Annotated in this window: 12 protein-coding genes and 1 pseudogene; 10 read left to right on the top strand and 3 right to left on the bottom strand. The window is 72.1% G+C overall.

All coding sequences use genetic code 11. From position 1 onward, the window contains the following. Positions 1–48 precede the first annotated feature (48 nt). A complete protein-coding gene (locus tag ACWFR3_RS13995; RefSeq protein ID WP_453734801.1) occupies positions 49–1,029 on the bottom strand; it encodes an ATP-binding protein in 981 nt (326 codons plus the stop codon). Positions 1,030–1,130: 101 nt separating this feature from the next. Here ACWFR3_RS13995 and ACWFR3_RS14000 point away from each other — a divergent pair, with 101 nt between their 5' ends. Next, the gene (locus ACWFR3_RS14000; protein ID WP_453734802.1) at positions 1,131–1,946 is read left to right on the top strand and encodes an oxidoreductase; all 816 of its coding nucleotides are present in this window, start codon (positions 1,131–1,133) and stop codon (positions 1,944–1,946) included. Between the two features lie 338 nt (positions 1,947–2,284). On the opposite strand, the gene ACWFR3_RS14005 is transcribed toward ACWFR3_RS14000, so the two are convergent. Further along, positions 2,285–3,124 carry an HAD family hydrolase gene (locus ACWFR3_RS14005; protein ID WP_453734803.1) on the bottom strand — a complete coding sequence of 280 codons (840 nt, stop codon included), beginning with the start codon at positions 3,122–3,124 and terminating at the stop codon, positions 2,285–2,287. A 521-nt stretch (positions 3,125–3,645) separates the two neighbouring features. Between ACWFR3_RS14005 and ssd the strand changes: the two genes are divergently transcribed. The 7 genes and pseudogenes from ssd to ACWFR3_RS14040 form a co-directional block, all read left to right on the top strand. Then, positions 3,646–4,779, top strand: coding sequence for a septum site-determining protein Ssd (gene ssd, locus ACWFR3_RS14010; protein WP_453734804.1), 1,134 nt, complete (start codon positions 3,646–3,648; stop codon positions 4,777–4,779). Next, the gene (locus tag ACWFR3_RS14015) at positions 4,776–5,951 is read left to right on the top strand and encodes a TadA family conjugal transfer-associated ATPase (protein WP_453734805.1); all 1,176 of its coding nucleotides are present in this window, start codon (positions 4,776–4,778) and stop codon (positions 5,949–5,951) included. The genes ssd and ACWFR3_RS14015 overlap by 4 nt, the downstream gene beginning before the upstream one ends. Further along, positions 5,948–6,835: a type II secretion system F family protein gene (locus ACWFR3_RS14020; protein ID WP_453734806.1), complete on the top strand. Its 888-nt coding sequence runs from the start codon at positions 5,948–5,950 to the stop codon at positions 6,833–6,835. The genes ACWFR3_RS14015 and ACWFR3_RS14020 overlap by 4 nt, the downstream gene beginning before the upstream one ends. Next, entirely contained in the window at positions 6,832–7,626 is a 795-nt protein-coding gene (locus ACWFR3_RS14025) for a type II secretion system F family protein (protein ID WP_453734807.1), read from the top strand. The genes ACWFR3_RS14020 and ACWFR3_RS14025 overlap by 4 nt, the downstream gene beginning before the upstream one ends. A gap of 71 nt (positions 7,627–7,697) precedes the next feature. Further along, positions 7,698–7,901, top strand: coding sequence for a DUF4244 domain-containing protein (locus ACWFR3_RS14030; RefSeq protein ID WP_453734808.1), 204 nt, complete (start codon positions 7,698–7,700; stop codon positions 7,899–7,901). Next, positions 7,888–8,280, top strand: coding sequence for a TadE family type IV pilus minor pilin (locus tag ACWFR3_RS14035; protein WP_453734809.1), 393 nt, complete (start codon positions 7,888–7,890; stop codon positions 8,278–8,280). The genes ACWFR3_RS14030 and ACWFR3_RS14035 overlap by 14 nt, the downstream gene beginning before the upstream one ends. After that, a pseudogene (locus ACWFR3_RS14040) lies at positions 8,277–8,612 on the top strand (Rv3654c family TadE-like protein); the annotation flags it as partial. The gene ACWFR3_RS14035 and the pseudogene ACWFR3_RS14040, both read left to right, overlap by 4 nt. A 207-nt stretch (positions 8,613–8,819) precedes the next feature. On the opposite strand, the gene ACWFR3_RS14045 reads toward ACWFR3_RS14040, so the two are convergent. Beyond that, complete coding sequence (locus tag ACWFR3_RS14045; protein WP_453734810.1) at positions 8,820–11,273, bottom strand: DEAD/DEAH box helicase; 2,454 nt, start codon at positions 11,271–11,273, stop codon at positions 8,820–8,822. Between the two features lie 80 nt (positions 11,274–11,353). Here ACWFR3_RS14045 and bldG point away from each other — a divergent pair, with 80 nt between their 5' ends. Together bldG and ACWFR3_RS14055 are read left to right on the top strand one after the other, a co-directional pair. Further along, the gene (gene bldG / locus ACWFR3_RS14050; protein WP_003975386.1) at positions 11,354–11,695 is read left to right on the top strand and encodes an anti-sigma factor antagonist BldG; all 342 of its coding nucleotides are present in this window, start codon (positions 11,354–11,356) and stop codon (positions 11,693–11,695) included. A 113-nt stretch (positions 11,696–11,808) separates the two neighbouring features. Next, positions 11,809–12,246 (top strand): ATP-binding protein, encoded by a 438-nt coding sequence (locus ACWFR3_RS14055; RefSeq protein ID WP_453734811.1) that lies wholly within the window; start codon positions 11,809–11,811, stop codon positions 12,244–12,246. Positions 12,247–12,563: the final 317 nt, after the last annotated feature.

Below are 12,563 nucleotides of genomic sequence, written 5' to 3' on the forward strand. Positions count from 1 at the left end.
GGTTCAGCCCAGCCCAGCTCAGCCCAGCTCGGCTCGTCTCGGCTCGGTTCAGGCCGTGGCGACGGCTCGCTCACCGAGAACGAAGCCGGGGTCGACCTGCGCGGCCAGGTCGGCCCCCGTTCGTTCGTTGCCCCAGCTCTGCGCGTTCTTCAGGTGGAAGTGGACCATCTGACGGGTGTAGCGGTCCCAGTCCCTGCGCTCGTACGAGGTGTCGACGGCGCCCTGAAGCGCCCGCAGGGAACGGCGGTTGTCGTCTTCCAGGAGCTCGAACCGGGGCGGGCGGCCCTTCTCCATGGCGCGCACCCAGTCCGAGTGCCCCACCGTCACCAGGAGGTCGTCGCCCACCTGCTCGCGCAGGAAGTCGATGTCGTCCTGGCCCTGCACCTTGTTGCCGACGACCTTGAGGTCGATGCCGAAGTCCCGTGCGTATTCCTTGTACTGGCGATAGACGGAGACCCCCTTCCGGGTCGGCTCGGCCACCAGGAACGTCATGTCGAAGCGGGTGAACATGCCGGACGCGCAGGAGTCCGAACCCGCGGTCATGTCGACGACCGCGTACTCGTCGCGTCCGTCGACCAGGTGGTTCAGGAACAGCTCCACCGCCCCCGTCTTGGAGTGGTAGCAGGCGACACCGAGGTCGGCTTCGGTGAACGGCCCTGTGACCATCAAACGCACGGCAGCGTCGTCGAGTTCCACCGGCCGCGCGCACGCGTCGTACACCGGGTTGTCCTCGCGCACCCGCAGGATCCGCGAGCCCTCGCCGGGCGGCGTCGTCTTGATCATCGTGGCGGCGGAGGCGATCCGCGGATTGGAGCCCCGCAGGTAGTCCTTGATGAGCGGCAGGCGCGCGCCCATGGCGGGCAGCCGGGCGGCGTCCGCCTCGTCGAGGCCGAGCGCGGGCCCCAGGTGCTGGTTGATGTCGGCGTCCACCGCGAGGACCGGAGCTCCGGTGGCGGCGAGGTGTCGGATGAACAGCGAGGACAGCGTGGTCTTGCCGCTGCCGCCCTTCCCTACGAAAGCGATCTTCATGTTCACCAAGGGTAGCCGGATGACTACCTGTCGTATCGATCCGGCGTGAAGAAGACCACTCCTTCGTGGGGGGAGCGCCGGGGGTGCGTAGGGTCGTACTCATGAGTACGACAGCCGATCCGCTCGCGGCCCTGGGCGCACTGCCCGGCGTGGCCGACTCCGTGGACTCCGTGCGCAAGGCCGTGGACCGGGTCTACGGCCACCGGATCATGCGGCGCCGCAGCAACGAGATCACCTCCGAGGCGGCGCTGCGCGGCGCCCGCGGCTCGGCGGCGCTCTCCGGTGCCGACTGGGCACTCGAAGAGGTGCGCCGCCGCAGCGACTTCAGCGGCGACGGCGAGGCCCGCACGGTCGGCGCGGCCCTGCGGCTGACCGCGGAGGCGGGTCAACTCCTGTCCATCTGGCGGCAGTCGCCGCTCCGGGTCCTCGCCCGACTCCACCTGGTCGCCGCCGCGGAGAACGACGAGGCCGCCGGACGGCCGCGTCTCGCGGGCGAGCCGGTGGACGAGCCGCTGGTCGAGCTCGACGTGCCGGACTCCGACGAGGTGGCGGGCCGCTTGGAGGGGCTTTCGCAGCTGATCATCGCGGGCGGCTCCGCGCCGGCCCTGGTGACGGCGGCAGTGGTGCACGGCGAGCTGCTCAGCCTGCGCCCCTTCGGCTCGCACAACGGCCTGGTCGCGCGGGCGGCCGAGCGCATCGTCCTGGTGGGCAGCGGCCTCGACCCGAAGTCGGTCTGCCCGGCCGAGGCGGGACACGCGGAACAGGGGCGGGCGGCCTACGTGGGGGCGCTCGACGACTATGCGTCCGGGACGCCGGAGGGGATGGCCGCATGGATCGCCCATTGTGGGCGTGCGGTCGAACTGGGAGCCAGGGAGTCGACGGCGGTCTGCGAAGCGATGCAGCGCGGCGCTGCGTAAAAGGGCCGCAGGTCTCACGCGGGAGCGCGGGAAGGGCCTCACACAGGGATGCGGCGGTACGAGTTCTCGTACCGCCGCTGGCATGTTCACCGGGTTACCAAGCGTCCTCGAAGGTTGCCCATCAGGTCGGGAACTTAGCCCGTCACCTGGTGCGGCTGGCCCGTAATCGACGGGTCGACGTCGCGTGGGTGCTCGGTGTTCATGCTTCGGTCCGTGGGGCCTTGGTTGCGTTTAAAGGTAATCCTCTCGGATGTCCTTGGTCTCGCGGGCCGTTGACTCCTTTGTACTCCTGTCCTGGAGTAAGCGGAAGTCCTGGCACTACTTCTTTACTTTTAGGTTCAAATAAGGGTGAATCGGGCACGCGTGGTCCGGCGGCGGCTCACGAACCACACGAGCCCCGCGGTGGCCGCCGCGGCGCCCACCGCTGCCGCCGCGACGACCGCGGGCCGGGACGGTGTCCGGCGCCGCTCCTTGAGCCTGACCGGACGGTGGAAGTCGAGAATCGGCCACCCGCGCGCGAGTGCCTCACGGCGCAGAGCGCGATCGGGGTTCACCGCGTGCGGATGTCCCACGGATTCGAGCATGGGGAGGTCGGTCGCCGAGTCGCTGTAGGCGTGACAGCGGTCGAGGTCGTACCCCTCGGATTCCGCGAGCTCCTTGATCGCCGTGGCCTTGGTGGGGCCGTACGCGTAATACTCCACCTCGCCGGTGAAGCAGCCGTCGTCGCCGACGACCATCCGGGTCGCCACCACCCGGTCCGCGCCGAGGAGCTCGCCGATCGGCTCGACGACCTCGGCGCCCGACGTGGAGACGATGACGACGTCCCGTCCCGCGGTGTGGTGCTCCTCGATGAGGGATGCGGCCTCGTCGTAGATGATCGGGTCGATCAGGTCGTGCAGCGTCTCGGCGACGATCTCCTTGACCTGCTGCACGTTCCATCCGCGGCACAGGGCGGACAGATACTCGCGCATCCGCTCCATCTGGTCGTGATCGGCGCCGCCGGCAAGGAAGACGAACTGTGCATATGCAGTTCGCAGTACCGCCCTGCGGTTGATCAGGCCGCCTTGGTAGAACGACTTGCTGAAGGTGAGAGTGCTCGACTTCGCAATGACCGTCTTGTCCAGGTCAAAGAAGGCGGCTGTGCGGGGCAAGGAGTGGTTTTCCACGAGGTCGAGCATAGGCGCCCACCATTCGGCGTAAGGTGAGGCGCGTGGGTTTGCCTGAGAAGGCTCTCGGGTACACCATGGAAGTCACGGATCGTTCGCGACCGTGCTAACCCGGTCTGGCTCCTCCCCCCCCGAGTCGGACCGTGGGGACGACCCCCGCTCTCCCCCCCGGCGGGGGTCGTCGCATGTCCGGATGGGTTTTCCGGGCCTCGTTCGACCCACATCCGATCGCCAGGCGCCTTCCGGCAGCCGTCTCGGCGATCTTTTTTCTTGCCCATGATCCGTCACTGTGTGTAGCCGTCAGGCTGCTGTACGGAAACCTTTTGAGTTGTCACCGGTATGGGTGAACGGGATATTCACAGGCCCCGTCTTGTCCACAGTTATTCACCAAGATCCACACGTTATCCGCGATCGCTGCACGCTGATTCCGCCCGTTCTGCACGCGAAGTTCATGGCCGGATTGCCTTGTCCGGTTCATCGCCGATGTGGAACACGGCATTCAACGGGCTTGTAGTGAGAGGGGGTCGGGGATCGTGGCTGGAGTGATTACGCGTGGCGGGCCGCCGCCGTCCGATGGACGGCAAGGCGGACCACTGATCGTCACGGAAGATGTGGACCTGCTGGACGACCTGCTGCGGCTGTGCGCCGCCGCGGGGGCGCGGCCCGAGGTGCAGCACGGTGTACCCGAGCGCAGGAGCGGCTGGGACGCGGCTCCGCTGGTGCTCGTCGGGGACGACGCGGTGGACCGGGTGCGGGGAGCCGCGCGCAGGCGTGGGGTCGTCCTGGTCGGGCGGGATCAGGACGACTCCGGGGTCTGGCAGCGCGCGGTGGAGATCGGTGCCGATCATGTGCTCGTCCTGCCGGACGGCGAGCGATGGCTGGTGGACCGCATCGCCGATGTCGCCGAGGGCGTGGGGCGGCCCGCGCTCACGGTGGGGGTGATCGGCGGCAGCGGAGGAGCCGGAGCCTCGACCCTGGCGTGCGCGCTGGCCGTCACGGCGGCCCGCGCCGGGCGGCGGACGATGCTCGTCGACGGCGACCCGTTGGGCGGTGGCCTTGATGTGCTGCTCGGCGGCGAGGCGGCCGACGGCCTCCGCTGGCCCGCCTTCGCACAGTCCAGGGGCCGGGTCGGCGGGGGCGCGCTCGAGGAGTCGCTGCCCGAGCTGCATTCCCTGCGGGTTCTGAGCTGGGACCGGGGCGACGCGGTGGTCATTCCGCCCGAGGCCATGCGGGCGGTGATCGCTGCCGCACGGCGGCGGGGCGGAGCGGTGGTCGTCGATCTGCCGCGGCGCGTGGACGAAGGAGTGGCCGAGGCGCTGGCCCAGGTCGATCTCGGGCTCTTGGTGGTGCCGGCGGAGCTGCGTTCGGTGGCGGGGGCCCGGCGGGTCGCGTCCGCGGTGGGCATGGTGCTGCGGGATCTGCGGGTGGTGGTCGGCAGAGGCGGCGCAGGGCGCGGCGGACCGGACGGACCCGGTGGCTTCGACGCGGAAGAGGTCGCGCGATTGCTCGGGCTGCCGCTCGTCGGCGAACTGCCACGCGAGTCGGGCCTGCTGGCCGCGCAGGCCGGAGGAATGCCGCCCGGAGGCGTCGTGCGGGGGCCGCTGGCCCGGTTCTGCACGGCCTTCTGGGAGCGCGTTCCGGTCGATGCCACCGGGGGCGGCTCATGAGCGCCGTCGTCGGGGCCAGGATGCTGGACGGGGTGCGTCAGTGGCTCGCGGAGAACGGGACCGAGCCGACACCGGCCCGCGTCGCCGAGGCGCTGCGGGCCCAGGGCAGGGTGCTCGGCGACTCGGAGATCCTGGGCGCGGCGGCACAGCTGCGCTCGGAGCTGGTGGGCGCAGGGCCCCTTGAAGCGCTGCTCGCGGACGACTCGGTGACCGATGTGCTGGTCTCCGCGCCCGACCGGGTGTGGGTCGACCGCGGCAAGGGCCTGGAACTGACCGGAGTGTCCTTCGGGGACGTGGCGTCGGTGCGGCGGCTCGCGCAGCGCCTGGCGGCCGTGGCGGGACGCCGGCTCGACGACGCGAGGCCCTGGGTGGACGCCCGGCTCCCGGACGGAACCCGCCTCCATGCGGTGCTGCCGCCGGTCGCCGTCGGGTCGACCTGCCTCTCCTTGCGTGTCGTACGCCCCCGGGCCTTCACCCTCGCGGAACTGACCGCGGCGGGGACGGTGCCGCCGGGCGGGGACGGGGTGCTGCGGGCACTGCTCGACGCCCGGCTTTCGTACCTGATCAGCGGCGGGACGGGTTCGGGCAAGACGACGCTGCTGAGCGCGCTTCTCGGCCTGGTCGGACCGGGGGAGCGGATCGTGCTCGCCGAGGACTCGGCGGAGCTGCGTCCCGACCACCCCCACGTGGTGCGCCTCGAAGCCAGGCCCGCGAACCAGGAGGGAGCCGGTCAGGTAGGCCTGGACGACCTCGTGCGGCAGGCGCTGCGCATGCGCCCCGACCGGCTGGTCGTGGGCGAGGTGCGGGGTGCGGAGGTGGTCCACCTCCTTGCCGCCCTGAACACGGGCCATCAGGGCGGCTGCGGCACGGTCCACGCCAACGCCGCGCGGGACGTGCCTGCCCGTCTGGAGGCGCTGGGCACGGCGGCCGGGCTCGACAGGGCGGCCCTGCACAGCCAGTTGGCGGCCGCGCTGTCCGTGGTGCTCCATCTCGTACGGGACCGGGCGGGGCGGCGGCGGATCGCGGAGGTGCATGTCCTGGAGCGAGATCGGTCCGGCCTCGTGGTGACGGTGCCGGCGCTGCGGTGGGGCGAGAAGGAATTTGTCCGTGAGCGGGGCTGGGAGCGGCTGGATTCGCTGCTGGCGGACGGTGGTTGGAGTGGTGGGGGATGAGTGCGACGGGGGTGGCGGCGGCCGCGTGTGCGGGGAGCGCGGCCTGGCTGCTGGTCGGGCGGGATCGCGGGCTGCGGCGGGCGCGGGCGGTCCTCGCGACAGGGGGCGAGGTCACGACGGGGGATGCGGCGTGGCGGCGGGCGGTGACGTGTGTCGGTGGTCGGGTGCGGCACGAGTGGTGGGCTCTGGCGGGCGGGGCGGCCGTCGCACTGCTCGGGGAGTCCCTGGTGCCGCTGGTCCTGGGGGCGGCCGGGGTGCCGCTGATACGGCGCGTACGGCGGGCCAGGGGTGCGCGGCTCCGGGGGGAGCGCCGGGCCGCCGCGGTGATCGCGTTGTGCGGGGCGCTCGCGGGAGAGGTGCGGGCGGGGCGGCAGCCGGGGGAGGCGTTGAGGGCCGCGGCTGACGGCGGCTTCGGGCTGGGGGACGCCGGGGATCGAGCCGGGGCCATGGCCGGGCTCGGGGAGGCGCGGGCCGGGGTGCTGGCGGCGGCGCGGTTCGGCGGGGATGTGCCGGGGGCGCTCGAGGAGGCGGCGCGGGAGCCGGGGGCGCAGGGGCTGCTTGGGCTCGCGGCGTGCTGGCGGGTGGCCGTGGACCGGGGCGCCGGACTCGCGGCGGGGCTCGAACGTCTGGAGGGCGCGCTGCGGGCGGAGCGGGACCAGCGTGCTGATCTGCGGGCCCAGTTGGCGGGGGCGCGGTCGACGGCGGTGATGCTCGCGGGGCTGCCGGTTCTCGGGCTGCTCATGGGCGGCGCGCTCGGGGCGTCGCCGTTGCGGGTGCTGCTGCACACCGGGGCGGGGCTCGGGTGTCTTGCGGTGGGCGGGGTGTTGGAGGGCGTCGGCGTGTGGTGGGCGCTGCGGATCGTACGAGGAGCGGAGGAGCGATGAATTTCGGTGTCCACGGGGTGGGGGTGACCGTGTGGAGTGCGGCGGCCGTGCTGTGGCTGGTGTCGGTGGTCCTCGCGGCGCGGCGTGAGAGGGCGGCGCGGGGGCGTTCGGGGGTCGTGCTGGGGGTGGCTGAGCGGCTGCCGGGGGGTCTGACGCGGCGGTGGTTCCTGCGGCGGCCCGGGCAGCGGGATGTGCTGCGGGGGTGGCTGGTGGTGGCCGGGGCGGTGAGCGCCGGGTGGGTGCTGGTGGGCGGTGTTCCGGGGTGCCTCGTGGGGTTGGGCGCCGGGTACGGGGTGTGGCGTTGGCGGCGGGGGCGGGGTGCTCGTGCCGCGGAGTTCGACGGCGCGGAGGCGGCTCGACAACTCCCCTTGGCGGCGGATCTGTTGGCGGCCTGTGTCGCTGCGGGCGCGGGACCCGTCGTGGCCGCGCAGGCGGTGGGTGATGCGCTCAAGGGGCCGGTGGGGGAGCGGCTTGCGCAGGGGGCCGCGGAGTTGCGCCTCGGCGGTGAACCGAGCGGTGCGTGGCGGGGGTTGGGCGCGATACCGGGCGCGGGGGCGCTGGCCCGTTTGCTGGAGCGGGCGGGGGAGTCGGGGGCCCCGGCGGCGGAACCGGTGGCGCGGCTCGCCGCGGACTGCCGTGCGGAACGGGGGCGGGCGGCTACGGCGGCCGCGCGCAGAGCCGGAGTGCTGATGACGGCGCCGGTGGGGCTGTGTTTCCTGCCCGCGTTCATCGCGGTGGGCGTGCTGCCGGTGGTGATCGGTTTGGCGGGTGGGTTGTTGAGCGGCATCTGAGTGGCTGGACGGTGGCCTCGCGAGGCGTGGCTGCCGTGACTTGAACGGACTGCGAATTCACGGGGGTTGAGATGTGGGGACAGCTGTGTGCGCGGGCGTCGCGGCGAGTGGCGCGCGCGATGCGGGGGGACGCGGGGATGGTCACCTCGGAGTACGCGATGGGTCTGATCGCGGCGGTGGGGTTCGCCGGACTGCTCTACAAGGTGGTGACGAGCGGGCAGGTCAGGGCGGCCTTGCAGGCGGTCGTGGAGAAGGCGCTCGATGTCCAGTTCTGAGAAGGGGCGGGGCGGTCGGTGGCGCCGTGGTGACCAGGGGTTCGTGACGGCCGAGGCGGCCGTGGTGCTGCCCACGCTCGTGCTGTTCACGATGGCGCTCGTCTGGGCCTTGCTGACCGCGTCCGCGCAGATCCAGTGCGTGGACGCGGCACGGGCCGGGGCGCGTGCCGCGGCCCGGCAGGACCCCGGGAGCGCGGCCGTGGCGGCGGCTCGGCAGGCGGCGCCGCGCGGTGCGTCGGTGGCCGTGCGACGGGACGGCGACCTGGTGCGGGTGGAGGTCGTGGCCCACTCGCCGGGTCCGGGAGCGCTGGGGCTCGGGCTGCGGGTGCGGTCGGAGGCGGTTGCGTTGGCCGAGGAGACGGTGGGGGTGAGCGCGTGAAGGGCTTGTCGGCTCCGCGGCCCGCGTCGGACCGGGGAGCCGCCACGGTCTGGGTCGTCGTCGTGATGGCCGTGCTGTGCGTGGTCTGTGGTGCCGTCCTCGCCATGGGGCAGGTGATCCTCGCCCGCCATCGAGCGGGCGGCGCGGCCGACTTGGCGGCGCTGGCGGCGGCGGACCACTGGATGGAGGGGCGTTCCGGGGCGTGTGCGGCGGCCGGGCGGGTGGCCGAGGCGCAGGGGGCACGCGTCGTGCGGTGCGCGGTGAGCGGCGAGATCTCGGACGTCACCGCGGCTGCGGACTTCGGCCCGTTCGTGACCGAGGTCAGATCCCGGGCGGGTCCGGCGGGTCCGACCGGTCAGGTGGGGCAGTCGGGTCGGCCGGGCCCGGTTGCTCCCACGCCGGGAGCGGAGGCTGTGGCGCTCGCCGTGAGTCGGGCGGACGCGTGGCCGGTGGATGCCCCCGGACGGCCGTCAGACGCCGCTGTGGCGCTTGCGGGGCTCGCGCTCGCGCGTGGGCACGCGGTGGATGGCGCAGGCCCCTCACGAGGCAGGGGCGTCCTTGAGGAGGGTGGTGAGGAGGCGGACCGCGCCGCGTTTGTGCAGCGGGTCGTTGCCGTTGCCGCACTTCGGGGACTGGATGCACGAGGGGCAGCCGGCCTCGCACTCGCAGGAGGCGATGGCCTGGCGGGTGGCGGTCAGCCACTCGCGGGCCGTGTGGAAGGCCCGCTCGGCGAAGCCCGCGCCGCCCGGATGGCCGTCGTAGACGAAGACGGTCGGCAGGAGCGTGTCCGGATGCAGCGGCACGGAGACGCCGCCGATGTCCCAGCGGTCGCAGGTCGCGAAGAGCGGCAGCATCCCGATGGAGGCGTGCTCGGCGGCGTGCAGAGCGCCGCCGAGGATCTCCGGATTGACGCGCGCGGCGTCCAGTTGGTCCTCGGTGACCGTCCACCAGACCGCGCGGGTGCGCAGGGTGCGCGGCGGCAGGTCCAGCTTGGTCTCGCCGAGGACCTCGCCGGTGATCAGCCTGCGGCGCAGGAAGGAGACGACCTGGTTGGTGACTTCCACGGAGCCGTAGCAGAGGCGGCCCGAACCCCAGGGGATCTCGGTGTCCGTCTCCAGGATGGAGATGGCCGTGGTGTCGCGGGCGGTCGTGGAGTACGGCGGACCGGCCTCCTCGACCAGGGCGACCGAGTCCTCCAGGTCGAGGCGGCGCACCAGATACGTACGGCCCTGGTGGAGGTGGACCGCGCCCTCGTGGACGGCGGTGTGCGCGGCGGACGCGTCGACGGTGCCGAGCAGGCGTCCCGTGCCCTCCTCGACGATCTGGATCGGCTTGCCGCCCTCGCCGCGGATGTCGGTGAGGTCGGCGGCCCGCTCCCTGCGGGTCCAGTGCCAGGCCTTCGTACGGCGGCGCAGCAGCTTGGCGCCCTCCAGTTGCGGGAGCAGTTCCCCGGTGGCCGGCCCGAAGAGGGCCAGGTCGTCCTCCGTGAGCGGAAGTTCCGCGGCGGCCGCGCAGAGGTGGGGCGCGAGGACGTACGGATTGTCGGGGTCGAGGACCGTCGACTCCACCGGCTGCCGGAACAGCGCCTCGGGGTGGTGGACGAGATACGTGTCCAGCGGGTCGTCGCGGGCGACGAGCACGGCAAGCGCGCCCTGCCCGGAGCGTCCGGCACGGCCCGCCTGCTGCCACAGCGAGGCGCGGGTGCCCGGATAGCCGGAGATGATCACGGCGTCGAGGCCGGAGACGTCCACGCCGAGTTCGAGAGCGGTGGTGGCCGCGAGGCCGAGGAGTTCACCGGAGTGCAGGGCCCGCTCCAGGGCGCGGCGCTCCTCGGGGAGATATCCGCCCCGGTAGGCGGCCACGCGGCGGGCCAGGGAGCGGTCGACCTCGGAGAGTCGTTCCTGGGCGATCACCGAGATCAGCTCGGCGCCGCGCCGGGAGCGTACGAAAGCGACCGAGCGGACGCCCTGGACGGTCAGGTCGGTGAGCAGGTCCGCCGTCTCGGCGGTGGCGGTGCGGCGGACGGGGGCGCCCTTCTCGCCGTGGAGTTCGGTGAGCGGGGGCTCCCAGAGGGCGAAGACGAGGTCGCCGCGGGGCGAGGCGTCATCGGCGACCTCCTTCACGGGCAGCCCGGTGAGGCGTTCCGCGGCCACGGCCGGATCGGCGGAGGTGGCGGAGGCGAGGAGGAAGACGGGGTCGGAGCCGTAGCGGGCGCAGAGGCGGCGCAGCCGGCGGATGACCTGGGCGACGTGGGAGCCGAAGACGCCGCGGTAGGTGTGGCACTCGTCGATGACGACATAGCGCAGGGCGCGCAGGAAGGAGGACCAGCGGGGGTGGGACGGGAGTATCCCGCGGTGCAGCATGTCGGGGTTGGTCAGGACGTAGTTGGCGTACTGACGTACCCATTCGCGTTCTTCGACGGGGGTGTCGCCGTCGTACACGGCGGGGCGGACCGCGTTCCCCAGGGGCGCCGCCAGCTCGCGTACGGCGCGGCGCTGGTCGGCCGCCAGGGCCTTCGTCGGGGCCAGGTACAGCGCGGTGGCGCCGCGCCCGTTGGGAGCCTCTGAGCCGTCAAGGAGGGCCGAGAGCACGGGGGTGAGGTAGGCCAGGGACTTGCCCGATGCGGTGCCGGTGGCGACGATCACCGACTCGCCGTCCAGGGCGTGCTCGGCGGCGAGTGCCTGGTGGGCCCAGGGGTGCTCGATACCGGCCGACTGCACCGCGGCGACGACCTCGGAACGAATGCGATCAGGCCAGACTGCATATCGTGCCGCGCGCGGGGGCAAGTGCTCCGTATGAGTGACGCGCGAAGCACGGCTCGGCCCCGCGGTGAGCCGGTCCAGGACCGTCCGTGGGGACGTGCGTACCGGGGCTCCCGTGGAGGGTCCTCCGGGCGGAGAAAAGTTGGCCATCGGCACCGAGTGTGTCACTGGCGGGATGGACAATGGTCCCAAGGCGTCGTGCACGCCTGCCGGTAAGTGATTGAATGCCATCGCGGCTGGCGATCCGTCCTGGGGGCTCTGCCGAGGTGTCCCGAGGGATGACCGCTCGATAGCAAGGTGCTGGAGGATCCGTGGACCTGTCCCTGTCGACCCGTACCGTCGGCGATCGTACGGTCGTCGAGGTCGGTGGCGAAATCGATGTTTATACCGCGCCCAAGTTGCGCGAACAGTTGGTCGAGTTGGTGAACGACGGCAGTTTCCATCTGGTCGTCGACATGGAGGGCGTCGACTTCCTCGACTCCACCGGGCTCGGCGTTCTGGTCGGCGGCCTGAAGCGGGTGCGTGCCCATGAGGGCTCGCTGCGCCTGGTCTGCAACCAGGAACGCATTTTGAAGATCTTCCGCATCACCGGCCTGACCAAGGTGTTCCCCATTCACACCTCGGTCGAGGAAGCGGTCGCGGCCACCGACTGAGAGCCGGATGTCCCGGGTCGGGTGCTTGCACGGCCCGGGTGTGGCAGAACAGCAGGGGACCGGGCCCTCGGCCCGGCCCCCTGACAGCACGCGCGTATGTCCGAGGGGGATGCATGGCCACCGTTGAACTCCGCTTCAGCGCGCTGCCCGAGCACGTCAGGACCGCCCGGCTCGTGGCGGCGGCGGTCGCGCGCAGGGCCGGAGTGGACGAGGCCGTTCTCGACGAGGTCAGACTCGCTGTCGGCGAGGCCTGCACGCGTGCCGTCGGGCTCCACCAGAGCAACGGCGTGGACGCACCGGTGCGGGTCGCCCTCATCGAGGACGAGAAGCAGTTCTCCATCGAGGTCGGCGACGAGGCCCCGCATGCGACGGCCGGCGACCGGCCGCCCGGTTCCGGGCCCGACGCGTCCCTCGATCTGGAGACCGAGGGTGAGGACGAGATGGGTCTCGCCGTCATCAGCGGGCTCGTGGACGACGTGGAGGTCACCGCGGGCGAGGGCGGCGGTCTCATCCGCATGACGTGGCCGACGACCCCGGCGACGCTCCTCTGACCCAGCAGGCTCTTCTGCCCTTGCGGGCTCCTCTGACCCAGCGGCCTCACCTGCCACCGCGGGCTCACCCGCCACTGTCTTCATCGCTTCACCAAGGTCTTGCTCCCTAGGCGGGAGCAGGGCCTTTTCTTATTTTGATCATTTAATTGATCATTGCCTCGGTCAATTGCCCGCGGACTGCCGACCGTCGTCAACGGTTTTGAGGCATTACCGCTTTCGGGGCCAGTCTGCGGTCGCGATCATTTGCTGGGAAGCAATCTCCGGCCAATTCCGTTTGCGGCGCTCTGTTTTGATCAGGTTCCGCTCCCTACAATCCG

The organism is Streptomyces sp. NPDC055189 (genome assembly GCF_053606765.1).

What these genes read in the sequence shown, in the direction of transcription:
- ACWFR3_RS13995 (WP_453734801.1), bottom strand. Translation starts at nt 1,029, where the DNA reads ATGAAGATCGCTTTCGTAGGGAAGGGCGGCAGCGGCAAGACCACGCTG.
- ACWFR3_RS14000 (WP_453734802.1), top strand. Translation starts at nt 1,131, where the DNA reads ATGAGTACGACAGCCGATCCGCTCGCGGCCCTGGGCGCACTGCCCGGC.
- ACWFR3_RS14005 (WP_453734803.1), bottom strand. Translation starts at nt 3,124, where the DNA reads ATGCTCGACCTCGTGGAAAACCACTCCTTGCCCCGCACAGCCGCCTTC.
- ACWFR3_RS14015 (WP_453734805.1), top strand. Translation starts at nt 4,776, where the DNA reads ATGAGCGCCGTCGTCGGGGCCAGGATGCTGGACGGGGTGCGTCAGTGG.
- ACWFR3_RS14020 (WP_453734806.1), top strand. Translation starts at nt 5,948, where the DNA reads ATGAGTGCGACGGGGGTGGCGGCGGCCGCGTGTGCGGGGAGCGCGGCC.
- ACWFR3_RS14025 (WP_453734807.1), top strand. Translation starts at nt 6,832, where the DNA reads ATGAATTTCGGTGTCCACGGGGTGGGGGTGACCGTGTGGAGTGCGGCG.
- ACWFR3_RS14030 (WP_453734808.1), top strand. Translation starts at nt 7,698, where the DNA reads ATGTGGGGACAGCTGTGTGCGCGGGCGTCGCGGCGAGTGGCGCGCGCG.
- ACWFR3_RS14035 (WP_453734809.1), top strand. Translation starts at nt 7,888, where the DNA reads ATGTCCAGTTCTGAGAAGGGGCGGGGCGGTCGGTGGCGCCGTGGTGAC.
- ACWFR3_RS14045 (WP_453734810.1), bottom strand. Translation starts at nt 11,273, where the DNA reads ATGGCATTCAATCACTTACCGGCAGGCGTGCACGACGCCTTGGGACCA.
- ACWFR3_RS14055 (WP_453734811.1), top strand. Translation starts at nt 11,809, where the DNA reads ATGGCCACCGTTGAACTCCGCTTCAGCGCGCTGCCCGAGCACGTCAGG.